This is a genomic window from Mycobacterium sp. SM3041 (assembly GCF_039668335.1).
In the GTDB taxonomy this organism is placed as follows: Bacteria; Actinomycetota; Actinomycetes; order Mycobacteriales; family Mycobacteriaceae; genus Mycobacterium.
Window position 1 is genome coordinate 124,606 of the sequence record NZ_JAYXBQ010000044.1, and the last position, 15,034, is coordinate 139,639.

Here is a 15,034-nt window from a genome sequence, read left to right on the forward strand (position 1 = left end):
TCGTCAACCGCAAGTTGACGGAAAGCTACGACTGTCGCAGGGTGTCCCAGTCGTGCTCGGTTTCCAACTGCTCGATCGCCTTGGCGGTGCGCTCTTTCAGCACGATGGTCACGGTCAGGGCGAGCAGGCCACCGACCAGCAGTGCGACCCAGGAGAACCGGGCCAGCCATTTCTCGGCGGCCACGCCCAGGTAGTAGACGACGGCCGTGGTGCCGCAGGCCCACACGATGCCGCCGGCCGCGTTGGCGGCCAGGAAGCGCGTGTAGTGCATCTTGAGCGCCCCGGCCAGCGGCCCGGCGAAGATGCGCAGCAGTGCGACGAAGCGGCCGAAGAAGACGGCCCAGACGCCCCAGCGGCTGAAGAGTCGGCGGGCCAGTGCGACGTGGCCGGGGCCGAAGTGTTTGGGAAACCGCCGGCCCAGGCGTTCGAACAGTGACATGCCGAACCGGCGGCCGATGCTGTAGCCGATCGAGTCGCCGATGATGGCGCCGGCCGCGGCGGACAGTCCGACGCCCATCGGGTCGATGTCCAGCGTGTGGCGGGACGACATGACGGCGGCCGTGACCAGAATGATCTCGCCCGGCAGGGGAATGCCCAGACTTTCGAGCCCGATCACGAGCCCGACCACGAGATACACCGCCACCGGCGGGATCGATTGCAGCAGCGCGTCGACGTCCATGCCGCTAAGGATGCACTACTACGGCGTAGCTGGAGGTGCGGGCGCCGCCGGTGCGGGTGCGGGCGCCGGGGCCGGAGCGCCGCCGCCTCCGCCGAGGGTGCCGAGAATCGCGATCGCGGCGCGCGCCTGCGGCGAAATGTTGGGACCCGGTCCGGCGGAGTCCGGCGCGGCATCGGTGACGTGCCACGGCTGGCAGCCGCTGGTCTTGAACGCCTTGTCGGTCTCATCGATGAGCACGACCTGCGCCTTGGCGGTCATGGCGCTGTCGATGACGTTGTTCTTGGCGTGCGGGTCCACGTTGTTCATCCGCCGCCAGTAGCAGCGCTTGTCGCCGACCGGTCCGGCGGTGGCGTAGGTGCCGGGCGCGATGTCCTTGCCCACGATGAACAGCCCGTCACCGTCGATGCTGGTCTTCGGGCCTGCGGCGGGAGCCGCGGGACCCGGGGAAGCGGGCGTGGGGTCGGCCACGGCAACCGCCGTCGATGCGCCCCAGCTCACCACGGCCAGTGCCGCGGCGGCGGCGATCGACGTCTTTGAGCTCATGACGACAAAGTTTAGCTCTTCTAGCAATGTGTGTGGGGCGCTGAGTGGCGGAGAAAACAGCGCAGGGCGTGGGCCGTTGCGGCCCACGCCCTGAAATGTCTCTCGCGAGATCAGTGCTGCGGTGCGAAGACGCCGCCGACGAGGCCGACGAGCTGCTGCGTGGTGTAGGTGCCGAGCTGGCCGGCGCCCTGGTTGTAGTAGGTGCCCGCGGTGCCGGCGGCCTGGTTGTACCACGTGCCGGCCTGGCCCAGGGCCTGCAAGTTCTGGGTGCCGAACTGGCCGAGGGCCTGGTTGATCTGCGTACCGAACTGGCCGATCTGCTGGTCGGGCGTGGTGTCTGCGGCAGCTGAGCCCGCACCGGCGAGCGCGATGACCGCGGCGCCTCCAGCGAGAGCAATCGATCCTGCGATGCGAGTGGTGATGTTAGCCATGGTTGGTGTCCCTCCTGGAGCGAAACTCGCTTACAGCAAACATTTGTAGTCCACATTCGGGCATTGCGCAACCAATTGAGCGAACTTTGCTGAAATGTTGATGTAACAGATTTGGATTTGCTGACTGAAAGTACGAGTCGGCCCGCCTGTTGCCTGATGAGGCTGGTGTGGCACGGGGCGGATTCACTCGGCCGATCGCGGAGATTTGGGCGGCAAGTGATGTGAACTGCGCTGATGCCGGTGTCGTTACGTCAATTGAGTAGGCGGCCCGCCGACCGGTGCGCGCGGCTGCGCAGGTGTCCGCGGTGAATTAGCTGGCCGATCCGTCAACATCGGCCGATGGCTATTGGTAGCACCGTCCTGAGCTAGTTCATCGAAGGTCGGCAGTAAATCGTTACGCACCGGCTGAGGTAAATCCTTCAGCGTTCACTGTGACAGCGCCTTCGGGGCGTTGAGTGGTGGTGGGATGCCCTGGCGGAGAGGGCTGCAAACACGTAGGCTATGACTGTCTGACCAAAGGAGTCATAGCTATGGCGGTGGCGTTCACGTCCGACGAGAAGGCGCGCATTGCGGGCACCCTGGTCGATACGGCCGAGCAGCTCTTCGCCGCCCAAGGGCTGAAGAAGACGTCGCTGGATGAACTCGTCCGGCCGGCGGGGATCGCCAAGGGCAGTTTCTACGCGTTCTTCGACTCGAAGGAGTCGCTCTATCTCGAGGTGATGCTGCGGCGGGCGCCCCGGATGGGAGCTCGGCTCAGAGAGGTGCTGGGTCGGCCGGTCGACGAGGAGAACCTCGTCTGCCTCATGCGTGCCATCACTGATGTGCTCGTCGACGATCCGTTCTATCGGAGGCTGCTGACGCATGCCGACGAGCTGACGGCGGTCAGCCGCCGCGTCGGGCCCGAGCAACTCGCGCGCGTCATGCCGCAGATCGTCAGCCCGGTGCTCGATTACCTCGCGGCCGGCCAGCGGGATGGCGTCTTGGTCGACGACATCGCCCCGGACACCCTGCTGGGCGTCATCCGGACCGTCGGTCTGCTGGTGATGAACCGTGACCGGTTCGGCGCCGGCTACGACGACGTGCTCGAGGCGACCATCCGAACTCTGGCGAGGGGAATGCTGCGATGAAGCTCTTGGACAAGTACGCCCGCGCCGCGGGCATGAGCGACGAGGCCTGGCGGCGCCACGCCAACCCATGGAGCGTGTGGACGCGATTTGCCGCCATCCCGCTGATGATGCTCGCGATCTGGAGTCGCGTCTGGATCGGCTGGTGGGCCCTGGTGCCCGTCGGCGTGGTCATCGCGTGGTTGTGGTGGAACCCGCACGCGTTCGCGCCCGTCGACAAGCCGGTCGCCTGGTCCTCCCGCGGCATCTACGGCGAGCGGCTGTGGATGCAGGACCGGTCGCAGATGCCGGCGGGATTCGCTGTCGTCCAAAGAATTTGGGTCGCCGGCGCGGTGACCGGTGCCGTGTTGCTGACGTGGGGGCTCGGCGCGCTGCTCATCTGGCCGACCGTGTTCGGCGCCGTCCTGGTGGTGTACGGGCAGCTCTGGCGGATCGACCGGCTGGGCATCTTCTACGACGAGGTGGCCGCCGGTCGGTGACCGGACTCTGTTATCTCGTTTCGGCATCGTGTGGGGGAGCGCTGCGCGAGAATATGTCGATGCGCGAGTTCAGCGAAGAGCGAGCGATCGACGACGTCGTGGCACGCCTGGCGGCGCGCTATCCGGCCCTTGATCCCGCGCAGATTGCCACCGCGGTTCGGCGTGCGCATGAAGGCTTTGCGTCCTGCACGGTGCGGGACTTTGTGCCACTTCTTGTCGAGCGGCACGTCCGTGAAGAACTGGATGAAGGCCTGCGGGCCGCCGCGGTCTGAGCCCGCGGCGGCGGGCTCCGCTCAGCCCTCGCAGGCGATGCCGTCGTTGTCGCGGTCCTGGGACGCCTTGTAGTCGGGATCGCCCTGCGGAATGTTGTACCGACCGTCGGCATGAGCTGCCGAACAGTTCTTGTATCCGGATGCCTGCGCGACGGGGGCGATGGCCACGCCGGCAGAGGTGATCAGGGCAGCAACGATCAACGCACGCAACATTTCGACCTCGGAGAGTTAGCTCGGTTCGGCAATATGCCGATATTGCGAGCTGGACGTTACAGCCATCATCACTGGCCTGTACGTGGATTCGAGGAAAAACAGCGCGATGGTACGAATATATTGCGGGTTGCTGGGTGCGGGTAAAAGAAAGGCCCGATTCGAAAACCGGGCCTGTCGTGAAACTCTGGTGCGCGATACTGGGATTGAACCAGTGACCTCTTCCGTGTCAGGGAAGCGCTCTCCCGCTGAGCTAATCGCGCCGGGTTGAAACTCTTGGAGGTGGAGACGGGAATCGAACCCGTGTGCACGGCTTTGCAGGCCGTTGCCTCACCACTCGGCCACTCCACCACTGGGGCTGATGCCATTCGCACCTTCGAGCGGATGACGGGATTCGAACCCGCGACCCTCACCTTGGCAAGGTGATGCGCTACCAACTGCGCTACATCCGCGTTTCGCTCCGGTTGAACTTTGTTCGTCCGTTGCGATGCAAGACATTAGTGCACGAATGCGAGCAGATACAAATCGCGTGAAAACCGCTGGTAAACGGCCTGGTTCGCAGAGGTGACGGCGTCTTGGCCGGTGTTTCGGGCGTTGTGTCCCGTGACTCCTGAGGCGGCGTGGTGGTGGGTTCGGTCGGTCCCGGCGGGCGTGGTCCGGCGTCGGCGGGACGCGATTCCCGTTCGGGTCGCGGGACGTGTTAGTGTCTGTCGTCGCACCGATCCGGTCGGTGAGATTCCCCGGTCTCGTAGCTCAGGGGGAGAGCGTCCGCCTCACACGCGGAAGGTCACTGGTTCGATCCCAGTCGGGACCACCACACAATCCCACCGTCACGCATCGTCGGGCATGACGGTTTCCCATTGCCCGAACTGCTGCAGATTCACACTGGCGGCCAGCTTGATCGAGGCGGCATTGTCCAGCTGGCATCGGTATTGCGGCTCGAATCCCTGCGTGAGCGCGTAGCGAAACATCGCACGCACCAACGTCTTTGCATGTCCGCGGCCCCGCGCGGAATCCAGCGTGAGCACTCCGGCATCCGCCAGCGGAAACTCGTCGTCCCACGGATAGATGCTTCCGATGCTGACGAGGCGCCCGTGTCCGTCGAATGCGCCGAACACGGCCCAATGGTCGAGCTCGACGTACGCCTCGTCCCAGTCCCGTTCCGGCACAGCCGCTTTGAACGACGCAAAGATCTCGGCATCCCTACTGGTGAGCGGCCGGACGTCGGTTGATGCCGCCTCGCCGAGGATGTCGTCGGCCGCCGATTCTGAGAGATAGAACACATTGGCGGCGTCGTTCAGCACGACACCCTGGGTCGCGAGCGCGGCCCGAATGTCGGCCGCGGTCGGACTGCCGCGGGTAGCAATGTCTTTGATCAGCGCATCCGCGACAGCAGGGCTCACGGTGACGGAGGCCAGCTTGTCGTCGGGTGATCGCAGGATGGCCGCGCGTTCGTCGTGATCGAGATATGGCTTGACGGTGATCGTCACATGTTCGTTGCGGTGCAACGTTTTTCCGCTGAACGCGGCGGTCCAGTAGTCGGTGATGACCGGCGAGAAGTCGGGCACGGATGAACTCCTGGGGACGCTGGCGGGTTGACCTGGGTAGGTCGCATCCTTCAGAGCCGTCGCCCGTTCGGCAACGCATTTTCTTGCGCCGCTCAATCGGGCTGCTATCTTAATGAACATAGTTTTCATTTTCGTTACGGGCGGGGGATGCGTGATGGCAATGCCGGTGTGGATGGCGTCGCCGCCAGAGGTGCATTCGGCATTGCTCAGCAGCGGTCCGGGTCCGGGCCCACTGCTCGCGGCCGCGGCCCAATGGTCTTCGCTCGCCGCGACCTACACAGCGGTCGCCGAGGAGCTTCGGGCCGTTCTCGCGGCAGCGCATGCGGGAGCGTGGCAGGGACCGACTGCAGAGCGATATGTGGCCGCACACGTTCCGTATCTGGAGTGGCTGACCCAGAGCGGCCTGGAAAGCCGCGCCCGCGCAGCCCGGCATGAGGCCGTCGCCGGCGCCTACAGCGCCGCGTTGGCCACGATGCCCACACTTGCCGAACTGGCCGCCAACCACGCGACACAGGCCGCACTCGTGGCCACAAACTTCTTTGGTATCAACACGATTCCCATCGCGGTCACCGAAGCCGACTACGCCCGCATGTGGGTACAGGCCGCGACCGCGATGGCGACGTACGAAGCGGTTTCTGACGTGGCGACGACATCCGCGCCGCACTCCACGCCCGCACCGCGGATCGTGGCGCACGACGACCACGATCATGACCATGACCATGACCATGACCATGACCATGACCATGACCACGGCCACGGCGATCTGGACCCGACGGATCTGGAGTGGTGGTTCGACGTCGGCGCAGAGATGGGCGAGCACCTCGAACTGTTGTGGAACAACTTGCTGACCGACCCCGCCGCGCTGCTGACCAATCTGCCGATGGTGTTGGCGGACGTGACTTTCCATGCCTCTCAACTGGCTTCGGTGCTGGGCCAGTTCGCGCCGGCGTTGATCCAGCCGGCGCTGGGCCTGGCGATCGCCAATCTCGGTTGGGTGGCCGGTTTCGCGGGGCTGGCGGGCATCCAGGTGCCCCCGACGGCGATCGGTGCGGAGCCGCTGCCCGCGGCGCAGGAAACGCCCATGCCCGCCATCGCCACGGCCCCGACGCCGAGTCCGGTGTCAACGGCCGCCCCCGCGTCCGGCCCGGCAAGTGCCTCTGCACCGGCGCCGACCGGCACGGTGTCGTCGCCTGCCACACCGGCACCCAGTGCACCGCCGCCAGTGGGCGACCCCGGCTTCCCGTATGCGGTCGGTGACGGTTCGGGAATCGGCGCGAGCGCGTGGCTTCAGCGTCAGACGCGTGTCGACGCCGCCGCGTCGGCGCGGGAGTCCGCGACGGCCCGAGAAGCCTCGGCTGCTGCGGCGGCGGCCCGGCAGGCGCGCCGACGCCGCAGCCGGCGCAAACAAGAAGGTGACGCTGTCGAATACATGGACCTCGATGTCGCCCCGGAATGGGCATCCGGCGCATCGGACAGCGGCGCCGGCCCTATGGGGTTCACCGGAGCCGTATCGAGGGCGGGCACGACCCCGGCCGGATTGGCCGCGGTGCCCGGCGACCAGTTCGGCGACGGCGCGCGTGCGCCGATGCTGCCGAGCACCTGGAGTCCCGATCACGCAGACTGACGGTCAGGCTGACACCCAGCCGCCCCACTCCTCACCGCGGAACACCCGACCATCGTCAATATCGAAGTGCCGCAGGAAGATTTGCAGGGCCGGCTGCATCTGGAAATGCAGGTCCGTCATGGCTTGCGCGATCTCGGGCGTCATCGGATCGTGGTCGGGCGGCTTCTGCGCCGGGATCAGGCCCAGCGTCAGCGCCATTTCGATCTGGTAGAAGGTGAAGTCGCCGTACGGCCGTTTGGGGTCGGCGCCGGGGATGTCCTCGTCGTCGTAGGGATCCGACAGCTCCCAGCTCATTCGCGCGAGTAGGGCGCGGTGTCGGTCGGTGAAGTCGAAGTCCGCTTCGTCGGTCAGCCGCGCGACAAACGGCGAATATCCGATATCGGCCGGGGGTCGCCGATATCGATACGTGCCGGTCGCGCACCCGCCGTGGGCAGCTGCAATCCGCAGCAGGTGCAGGTCGTCGGGCTCAGGTTCCCAGTCCGGCGGGAAGCACGGCGCGCCGGCCTCGGTGCCGTCCCAGCCGACCGCAACGCGGCGAAGCCGTTCCGTATGGTCTGTGTTCCAACGGATCTCCATGCGCGTCTAGGCGGATTCGTTCTTCTCGACCTTGTCGGCTGCGGCCAATGCGTTCAGCTGGTTCTGCAGCAGCTGCATCGAGGTGCGCGCGTAGATCATCTGGCTGGTGATCGCCATCTGTGCGCGCCCGCGGCCCAGGAAGGTGACGAACCAGGTGAACAGTGTCGTCACGCGGTTCTTGTAGCCGACCAGATAGACCAGGTGCAGCACCAGCCACGACAGCCACGCGAACGGTCCGGCGAATTCCAGTTTCTTCTTGGTCAACGGCACCGGCACCTGCGCGACCGCGTCGAACCGCGACACGGTCGCCATGCTGCCCTTGTCCCAGTACTTGAAGGGCTCGCGGTTGGCCGGGTCGTCCTGGCCGGCCAGGGACCGCTTGATGATGTCGGCGGCGTAGGTGGCGCCCTGGATCGCACCCTGCGCCATGCCAGGCACGCCTGGGACGGCCATGAGATCACCGATGACGAAGACGTTCGGGTGCCCCTTGACCGTGAGGTCGGGTTCGACCACGACGCGCCCGGCCCGGTCGGTCTCGGTGCCGTCGGACTGCTCGGCGATGAGCTTGCCCAGCGGGCTCGCCTGCACACCGGCCGACCAGACCTTGCAGGCGCAGTCGATGCGGCGCTCGGTGCCGTCCTTGTCCTTGACGGTGATGCCCTTGTAGTCGACGTCGCTGACCATCGCGTTGAGCTGGATCTCGACGCCGAGTTTCTCCAGGCGCTTCTGCGCCTTGGCGCCGAGCTTGGGACCCATCGGCGGCAGCACTGCGGGCGCGGCGTCCAGCAGGATCACGCGGCAGTCCTGCGGCTTGATGCTGCGGAACGCTCCGGCCAGCGTGCGCTCCGCCAACTCGGCGATCTGCCCGGCCAGTTCGACGCCGGTCGGCCCGGCGCCCACGACGACGAACGTCAGCCGGCGGTCGCGTTCCGCCGGGTCGGTGACCACCTCGGCGGCCTCGAACGCACCCAGGATGCGACCGCGCAGTTCGAGGGCGTCGTCGATGGTCTTCATACCGGGCGCGAACGTCGCGAAGTGGTCGTTGCCGAAGTAGGACTGCTGGGCGCCGGCCGCGACGATCAGGCTGTCGTACGGCGTGACCGTCACTTGCGACATGAGCTTGGAGGTGACGGTCTGTGCCTTCAGGTCGATGTGCTCGACCTCGCCGAGGCGGACCGTGACGTTCTTCTGCTTGCGCAGGACAAGTCGCGTCGTGGGCGCGATCTCGCCTTCGGACAGGATGCCGGTGGCGACCTGGTACAGCAATGGCTGGAAGAGGTGGGTCGTCGTGCGTGAGATCAAAGTGATGTCGACGTCGGCACGTTTGAGGGCCTTGGCGGCCTGCAGGCCACCGAATCCCGATCCGATGACGACGACGCGATGACGCTGGGACGCGATGGTCATGTGGCTCCTTCGGGCACAACGTAGGACCGAACGACAGGGCCAACATACTGGGAGTTGACGAACTATGGGCGGCAACGGGTTGACCTGCGGTGGAACGCCATTGGCCGGAACACGTTTGCGGGCGGGCTGAGCGGGAATGGCAATGACGATGAACCATTGGCATTATGGCAATTACGCTCCACCGCATCCGATCCCGCCGGCACTGCCGAGAGCGGACCGGGGCGACTTCACGGTGGCCGGACATTGGCTCCTTGCCAGACTCGGGAAACGGGTATTGCGGCCCGGCGGCATGCATTTGACGCGCGCGTTGCTGGACGATGTGAACGTCAGCAATGCCGATGTCGTCGAATTCGCGCCCGGTATGGGGCGTACCGCGGCCGAGATTTTGGCGCGTGCCCCGCGTTCGTACCTGGGCGTCGAACAGGACCGTGATGCCGCCGACACCGCCGCTCTGGTGGCGGGGCAAGACAATGTGCGCGTCGGCGATGCCGCACATACGGGCCTGCCCGACGGCAGCGCGGATGTGGTGATCGGCGAGTGGCTGCTCACCCTGCACGACGCGGACGCCGAGGCGATCGTCGCGGAAGCCGCACGGTTGCTGCGCCCGGGTGGTCGCTGTGCGGTGCACGAACTGGCGATGGCGCCCGACACCCACGCCGAGGCTGCCGACATCGCGGGCCAGTTGGCCGGCGCCGCGCTGACCAAGATCCGGCCGCTGACGGTGGCCGGATGGGAGCAACTGCTGGCGGATGCGGGGCTGACGGTCGAGCGGGTGCGGATCGCGCGCGCGTCACCGCTGGCGCTGCGACGCCAGATCGCCGACGAAGGTGTCTGGGGCGCAATCTGTTTCGTCGCGAAGCTCGCGCGGCATCCGGAAGCCCGCCGCCGGGTCCGGCAGTTGCGGGTGTCCTATTCACGACATCGCGCACATCTGGCGGCCGTTGGGCTGGTTGCCTGCAAACCGGCCGGCTAGCGTGCGGCAGGCAGCTCGATGCCCATCTGCTGCAAGGCTTTTCGCATGGAGCTGTCGCCGCGGTCCAGGTAGCCGCTCAGCTGGTCGAGCGACGCGTCCGCGGTGCCCGGCGTCATCATCGTGCAGACGCGGGCGAACGACCGGAAGTTGTCGATGCTGTCCTGCAACGACGAGTTGACGTCCGCGTCGGGAGTCGGCAGATTCTTGCCGAGATCGTCCAACGTGCCTTGCAGTTTCGTGCAATCCCGCGACATGGCGACGAAGTCGTGCGCGGTCATGGCTTCCCCGACCGTGCCGAGCGTGCCGCCCAGGCTGGAAACCGAATCGGTGATGGGGCGTTGCCACTTGAGGTCATCTGGCGCGCCGGCCTGTCCCGGCACGGTCTGCGTGCAGGCACTGAGCAGCGCGCCTGCCACTGCGAGTACCGCGATTCGACGCATATAGCCAGCGTAGGCGAGTTGGTGGCCGCATGAGAGTCTGGCTGCATGAGACGCACAGTGTTCGCGGCGGCATCGGTGCTGGTCGTGACGGCGGTGGCAGCATGCAGCTCGCCGCAGGAGAAATCCACGCCGAAGGCGCTGACGGTGTGCAGCACCGGCGATTATCGCCCGTTCACCTACCGTGACGCCGCGGGCGAGTGGAGCGGCATGGACATCGACCTGGTCCGGGATTTCGCCCGAGAATCCGGAGCGGAGCTGCATCTGGTGCCCACCACCTGGCCGACGCTCATGGCCGACCTGGGGCAGAAATGTGAACTGGCGGTCGGCGGTATCAGCGTCACCGCGGACCGGGCCGCCAAGGCGCTGTTCTCCGACCCGTATCTGCGCGACGGTAAAGCTGCGATAGTGCGGTGCGCCGATGCCGCGAAGTACCGCTCGCTATCCGACATCGATCGTGGGGGAGTGCGAGTGGTCGCCAATCCCGGCGGTACCAATGAACAATTCGACCGCGCCAATCTGCACCACGCCACCATCATCGAATATCCGGACAACAACACCATTTTCGATCAGGTCATCGAGGGCAGGGCCGACGTCATGATCACCGACGGCAGCGAAATCCGCTGGCAGGTCACGCAACATCCGCAATTGTGCGGAGTGTCGACCGACCAGCCGTTCACCGTCGCGCAGAAGGCCTACCTGATGCCCAAGGATGCCGTGGCGCTGCAACAGCGGATCAACAAGTGGCTCAGCACTATTCAAGGTGATGGCAGCTACGCGGCGGTCAGCCGCAGGTGGCTGGGTGCGGGCATCGGGCCGAAGTAGCCGGCCTAGCGCAGCGCGCCGTTGATGACCGGCTTGTCGATGATGCCCATCTCCACACCCCATTTGGTGGCGATCTCCCGGTATTCACCGGTCTGCATCAGATGTTTGAGCGCCGCCTGCAACGCGGCAGCGAGCGACGAGCCCTTGGCCACCGGCCACCCGTAGGGCTGCGCATCGACGATGCCGCCGGCCGCTTCCAGCTTGCCGCCGCTCAGTTTGATGGCGTAGCCGGTGACGGGCGAGTCGGCTGCCATGGCGTCGACGGTGCCGGCGAGCAGTGCGGCGGTGACGCCGTCCTGGCCGGCGATGGGGACGATCTCGATGGGTGCCACGCCGGCCGCCACGCATGCCGCGCTGCGGGCCGGCAGGTGGTCGGTCTCCTCGACCGAGCCGAGGTGCACGCCCACCCGTAATCCGCACGCCGCGTTGGGATCCACACTCGATCCGGCCCGCCTGGCCCACAGCACGCCGGCCTTGAAGTAGGTGACGAAGTCGGCTGACTTCTCCCGCTGTTTGGTGTCGGTGGTCGAGGACGCCCCGACCGAGATGATGCCGTCATGCACCGAAGCGACGATCTTGGAGATTCCGATTTCCCGGAACTCCGGCTCAAGTCCGAGGACCCGGCTCACCGCCGTCATCAGGTCGACGTCGAAACCCGTGAACTTGCCGTCGGGCGCCTTGAATTCATTTGGCGCATAAGGAATGTTGACGCCGACGACCAGTCGTCCCGAATCCTTGAGATCGGCAGGTAGCTTGGCGGCGATCGACGGCACCGAACCCGACGGCCCGACCTGGTGTTGCCGGGACCAGTAGAGCCATGCCGTTCCCGCACCGGCGGCCAGCACGATCACCGCGCCGACGGCGACGACGATCTGCCGGGTGCGGCGCTTCGGTTCGTCGGTCTGCACCGCATGGCGTCCCGAGCCCGTGCGCGTGCCGGTGCGGCCCGAGACGCGGACCTGCGCGCTCAGTGCGGCGCGGGCGTCCGCGGCGAGTTCACCGGCGTGCTGGTAGCGCTTGCCGGGTTTCTTGGCCATGCCTCTGGCGATGACGTCGTCGAATGCGACGAGTCGCCGATCGACGTCGGACGGCTTCGGCGCGGGCGCGCTGACGTGCCCGGCGATCTGGTGCTCGAGACTGTCGGCCGGATACGGTCGCCGGCCGGTGAGGCATTCGTACAGCACGCAGGTCAGTGCGTAGATGTCCGAGCGGGGGTCGGCCTGGCCGCCCTCGAACCGCTCGGGCGCCATGTACGCCAAGGTGCCGAGAGTGCTTCCGGCCGTGGTCAATCCGTGCTCACCAGCGGTGCGGGCGAGGCCGAAGTCGATCAGGTAGGCGAAGTCGTGATCGGTCACCAGGATGTTGGAGGGCTTGATGTCCCGGTGGATCAACCCGGTTCCGTGCGCGGCGTCCAGGGCCGCGGCGATCTGCTCGATGATTCGGACGGAGAAGTCGGGGCTCGGGCGATGCTCTGTGTCGGCCAGGATTTCGGCGAGGGTGCGCCCTTCGATGAGCCGCATGTCCAGGTAGAGCTGGCAGTCGATCTCGCCGTAACCATGAATGGGGACGACGTGCGGCTCGTTGAGGCCCGCGGCGGCCTGCGACTCGCGCTTGAACCGCTCCTGGAACACGGGGTCCTTGGCGAGGTGCGGCGGCAGTACCTTGAGCGCGACGGTGCGCTGGGTATTCGTGTCGTAAGCGACGTAGACCTCGCCCATGCCGCCGCGGCCTATCAGTTCGCGCAGCTCGTACTGCCCGAATCGTGTCGGCTCCACCCAGCACTCCTTGGCGTGTCAGTTTCGTGTGAAAGCTACAACACCTGGTCAGCAGTGGCCGGGTGAATCACAGTCAGGTCGTCTGGCGGGGGTGTGCGGGCTGATCGGCCGGAGGTGTCGCGTCGACCCCACTTCGGTCCCGCCGACGCGGCGCCATTGCAACAGTGCCTCCGCTGCCTGCCAGAAAGTTTGAAGGAGTAGAAGCATTGTTATTCGAACAGGTGTTCGATACAATTAGGCATGGGAATCGCACCGGATCTCAACGCTCTTCTCGATCACCTGCGTGGCGTGCAGGTCCCCGACGACATGTCCAGGGACGACGCGGTGGCGGCCATGACGTGCGTGATGAAACTGCGCAATATGGCCGATCATGTGGCGGCGATGCTGACCGGGGTACTGGACCGCCGCGGGGTGGCGGCCGCGCAGGGCCGGACGCCGAGGGAGTTGTTGATGGCGTTGGGATGTGCCCCGTCGGTGGCGCAGCGGCTGGTCCGGGTATCGGGAGCGTTGCCGGCATTGCCCACGCTCGCGGCGCATGCCGCTGATGGGGCGATCTCCGGGGAGCATGTCGATGCGATCGTCAAAGGCATCAACCACATTCAAGCCCGCGCACCCGGTGAGGTGGACGAGGAGACCCGGTTCGCGCAGGTGACCGATCTGTTGGGGCAGTTCTTCTCCGGCGCCACCCCCGCAGACATCGACAAACGCGCGCGGCGTTTGGGCAACCGGGTCGCCGCCGCCGAAGGTGGCCTGCCGGCGGCCGAGGACCGGTCGATCAACACCGCCGACCACCGCATCACCAGCGACGGCCGGGTCCAGATCCGCGCGGACCTGGACGCCGAAGTCGGGGCCAAGTACATCGCGGCGATCGAACAAGGATCGGCACCGCGGCCCGAACCCGACGGCAGCCCCGACACCCGCACCGCCTCCCGGCGCCGCGCCGATGCCCTGGAGGCGGTGCTGGACATCGCCGCCCGAGGCGGCGATGTCGCCTCGGCCCCGCGCACCCAACTGCTGATCACCGTCCCGGCGGATGCCCCGGATTTGGCGGCGTTGGAATTCATCGGATCGATCAGCACCATGACCCTGGAACGAATCTGCTGCGACACCACCGTCACCACGATCATCGTCGACGGCGAACACGTACCCCTCGATATGGGGCGCGAGAAGCGGCTGTTCCCGGCGCACCTACGCAAAGCGCTGTATCTGCGGGATCAGTGCTGCATCAAATGCGGCGCACCACCCGGACGCACCCACGCCCACCACATCATCCACTGGACCCACCACGGTGAGACATCACTAGCCAACGGGTGCCTGCTGTGCCCGGCCTGCCACGCCAACGTCCACCACGACGGCTGGGACGTCGTCATGGGCCTGGACAAACACCCCTGGCTCATCCCACCCGCGACCATCGACCCACACCGAAAACCCATCCCCGCATACAACCGCCGCACCATGCGCCTCGACACAGCCGCATAACACCTAAAGCGTTGCGCACCTTGACAACTCAACAGTGACAACACATCGCGGGCCTGCCGCTACGGCGGCGGAGCGGCAGGCCCGCGCACCGGCCGAGCCGCCCGATCGCTTAAACGGCGCGCAGGTAGCGCTGCGCGATCACCCGCTGGGCGACCCGTGAGACCGGAGCTCCAAGCCGGCTCCACCAGAGCGCCGGCCGCGAGAACGCTGTCGCTTCGGCGAAGACCGCGTCGGTGGCCAGGTCGTAGCGCACGCTGAACAGTTCCTCGCCGGACTCCGGGTGGCCTGGCAGCGTCCCGTACGCGAATCCGCGCCGGTCGGGTTCGTCGACGACGTACACCACGCGGCATGGGACCTGCACGGGCCCGAGACGGCCCAGCATGTCGGTGCCCGCCGCGGCGGTGACGGTGGTCGCCTCCACCCGCATGCCGACACCCCGCTGCATACCCCACCGCAGGACCGCGCCGGCCGCCTCGTCGAATCGTGCTCGACCCGAACCGATCCGGGCCTCCGCGTGTACGTGGTGGTAGCCCTCCGGCAGTTCGCCGGCGGTCGCCCCGACGTCGGGGTAGGTGAATGCCAGCCCGGCCAGGTCGCTCAGTCGCATGGGGCCACCTTGCCACCGTGATAAGAGA

Annotated in this window: 17 protein-coding genes and 4 tRNA genes; 8 read left to right on the plus strand and 13 right to left on the minus strand. The window is 66.5% G+C overall.

Annotated elements, in window-relative coordinates; genetic code table 11:
• Positions 1–25: 25 nt before the first annotated feature.
• From VXD91_RS12745 to VXD91_RS12755, 3 genes are all read right to left on the minus strand, one after another.
• Entirely contained in the window at positions 26–679 is a 654-nt protein-coding gene (locus tag VXD91_RS12745) for a DedA family protein (RefSeq protein WP_135356912.1), read from the minus strand.
• An 18-nt stretch (positions 680–697) separates the two neighbouring features.
• The gene (locus VXD91_RS12750) at positions 698–1,222 is read right to left on the minus strand and encodes a hypothetical protein (protein ID WP_135356913.1); all 525 of its coding nucleotides are present in this window, start codon (positions 1,220–1,222) and stop codon (positions 698–700) included.
• A 110-nt stretch (positions 1,223–1,332) separates the two neighbouring features.
• Positions 1,333–1,653: a hypothetical protein gene (locus VXD91_RS12755; protein WP_135356914.1), complete on the minus strand. Its 321-nt coding sequence runs from the start codon at positions 1,651–1,653 to the stop codon at positions 1,333–1,335.
• A gap of 530 nt (positions 1,654–2,183) precedes the next feature.
• On the opposite strand from VXD91_RS12755, the gene VXD91_RS12760 reads away from it, so the two are divergent.
• The 3 genes from VXD91_RS12760 to VXD91_RS12770 are packed head-to-tail and all read left to right on the plus strand — an operon-like array spanning position 2,184 to position 3,528.
• A complete protein-coding gene (locus VXD91_RS12760) occupies positions 2,184–2,780 on the plus strand; it encodes a TetR/AcrR family transcriptional regulator (RefSeq protein ID WP_212811651.1) in 597 nt (198 codons plus the stop codon).
• Positions 2,777–3,256, plus strand: coding sequence for a DUF6653 family protein (locus tag VXD91_RS12765; protein ID WP_135356916.1), 480 nt, complete (start codon positions 2,777–2,779; stop codon positions 3,254–3,256). The genes VXD91_RS12760 and VXD91_RS12765 overlap by 4 nt, the downstream gene beginning before the upstream one ends.
• Before the next feature lie 59 nt (positions 3,257–3,315).
• Positions 3,316–3,528, plus strand: a complete 213-nt coding sequence (locus VXD91_RS12770) for a hypothetical protein (protein WP_135356917.1) — start codon at positions 3,316–3,318, stop codon at positions 3,526–3,528.
• A 21-nt stretch (positions 3,529–3,549) separates the two neighbouring features.
• On the opposite strand, the gene VXD91_RS12775 is transcribed toward VXD91_RS12770, so the two are convergent.
• The 4 genes from VXD91_RS12775 to VXD91_RS12790 all read right to left on the minus strand — a co-directional run bounded on the left by VXD91_RS12775 (position 3,550) and on the right by VXD91_RS12790 (position 4,190).
• Positions 3,550–3,741, minus strand: coding sequence for an excalibur calcium-binding domain-containing protein (locus VXD91_RS12775; protein ID WP_135356918.1), 192 nt, complete (start codon positions 3,739–3,741; stop codon positions 3,550–3,552).
• A gap of 185 nt (positions 3,742–3,926) precedes the next feature.
• Positions 3,927–4,001 (minus strand) — tRNA-Val (locus VXD91_RS12780).
• 14 nt (positions 4,002–4,015) lie between these two features.
• Positions 4,016–4,089, minus strand: a tRNA-Cys gene (locus tag VXD91_RS12785).
• 28 nt (positions 4,090–4,117) lie between these two features.
• A tRNA-Gly gene (locus VXD91_RS12790) sits at positions 4,118–4,190 on the minus strand.
• A gap of 290 nt (positions 4,191–4,480) precedes the next feature.
• Here VXD91_RS12790 and VXD91_RS12795 point away from each other — a divergent pair.
• A tRNA-Val gene (locus tag VXD91_RS12795) sits at positions 4,481–4,555 on the plus strand.
• A 13-nt stretch (positions 4,556–4,568) separates the two neighbouring features.
• On the opposite strand, the gene VXD91_RS12800 is transcribed toward VXD91_RS12795, so the two are convergent.
• Positions 4,569–5,435, minus strand: coding sequence for a GNAT family N-acetyltransferase (locus VXD91_RS12800; protein ID WP_346415554.1), 867 nt, complete (start codon positions 5,433–5,435; stop codon positions 4,569–4,571).
• 22 nt (positions 5,436–5,457) lie between these two features.
• On the opposite strand from VXD91_RS12800, the gene VXD91_RS12805 reads away from it, so the two are divergent.
• The gene (locus tag VXD91_RS12805; RefSeq protein WP_346415555.1) at positions 5,458–6,930 is read left to right on the plus strand and encodes a PPE family protein; all 1,473 of its coding nucleotides are present in this window, start codon (positions 5,458–5,460) and stop codon (positions 6,928–6,930) included.
• Positions 6,931–6,933: 3 nt separating this feature from the next.
• Here the strand turns inward: VXD91_RS12805 and VXD91_RS12810 are convergent, their stop codons facing one another.
• Together VXD91_RS12810 and VXD91_RS12815 are read right to left on the minus strand one after the other, a co-directional pair.
• Positions 6,934–7,506 (minus strand): hypothetical protein, encoded by a 573-nt coding sequence (locus tag VXD91_RS12810; RefSeq protein WP_346415556.1) that lies wholly within the window; start codon positions 7,504–7,506, stop codon positions 6,934–6,936.
• A 6-nt stretch (positions 7,507–7,512) separates the two neighbouring features.
• Positions 7,513–8,910 carry an NAD(P)/FAD-dependent oxidoreductase gene (locus tag VXD91_RS12815; RefSeq protein ID WP_135356921.1) on the minus strand — a complete coding sequence of 466 codons (1,398 nt, stop codon included), beginning with the start codon at positions 8,908–8,910 and terminating at the stop codon, positions 7,513–7,515.
• Positions 8,911–9,058: 148 nt separating this feature from the next.
• On the opposite strand from VXD91_RS12815, the gene VXD91_RS12820 reads away from it, so the two are divergent.
• Complete coding sequence (locus tag VXD91_RS12820; RefSeq protein ID WP_346415689.1) at positions 9,059–9,883, plus strand: methyltransferase domain-containing protein; 825 nt, start codon at positions 9,059–9,061, stop codon at positions 9,881–9,883.
• On the opposite strand, the gene VXD91_RS12825 is transcribed toward VXD91_RS12820, so the two are convergent.
• Positions 9,880–10,323, minus strand: a complete 444-nt coding sequence (locus tag VXD91_RS12825; RefSeq protein WP_346415557.1) for a hypothetical protein — start codon at positions 10,321–10,323, stop codon at positions 9,880–9,882. The two genes, VXD91_RS12820 and VXD91_RS12825, sit on opposite strands and share 4 nt — an antisense overlap.
• Before the next feature lie 45 nt (positions 10,324–10,368).
• On the opposite strand from VXD91_RS12825, the gene VXD91_RS12830 reads away from it, so the two are divergent.
• Positions 10,369–11,145, plus strand: coding sequence for a transporter substrate-binding domain-containing protein (locus VXD91_RS12830; RefSeq protein WP_346415558.1), 777 nt, complete (start codon positions 10,369–10,371; stop codon positions 11,143–11,145).
• Positions 11,146–11,150: 5 nt separating this feature from the next.
• Here VXD91_RS12830 and VXD91_RS12835 read toward each other — a convergent pair whose 3' ends face one another.
• Entirely contained in the window at positions 11,151–12,920 is a 1,770-nt protein-coding gene (locus tag VXD91_RS12835; protein WP_346415559.1) for a bifunctional serine/threonine-protein kinase/transporter substrate-binding domain-containing protein, read from the minus strand.
• A 240-nt stretch (positions 12,921–13,160) separates the two neighbouring features.
• On the opposite strand from VXD91_RS12835, the gene VXD91_RS12840 reads away from it, so the two are divergent.
• Complete coding sequence (locus tag VXD91_RS12840; protein WP_346415560.1) at positions 13,161–14,399, plus strand: DUF222 domain-containing protein; 1,239 nt, start codon at positions 13,161–13,163, stop codon at positions 14,397–14,399.
• 109 nt (positions 14,400–14,508) lie between these two features.
• On the opposite strand, the gene VXD91_RS12845 is transcribed toward VXD91_RS12840, so the two are convergent.
• Positions 14,509–15,006, minus strand: a complete 498-nt coding sequence (locus VXD91_RS12845) for a DUF1990 domain-containing protein (RefSeq protein ID WP_346415561.1) — start codon at positions 15,004–15,006, stop codon at positions 14,509–14,511.
• Positions 15,007–15,034 lie beyond the last annotated feature (28 nt).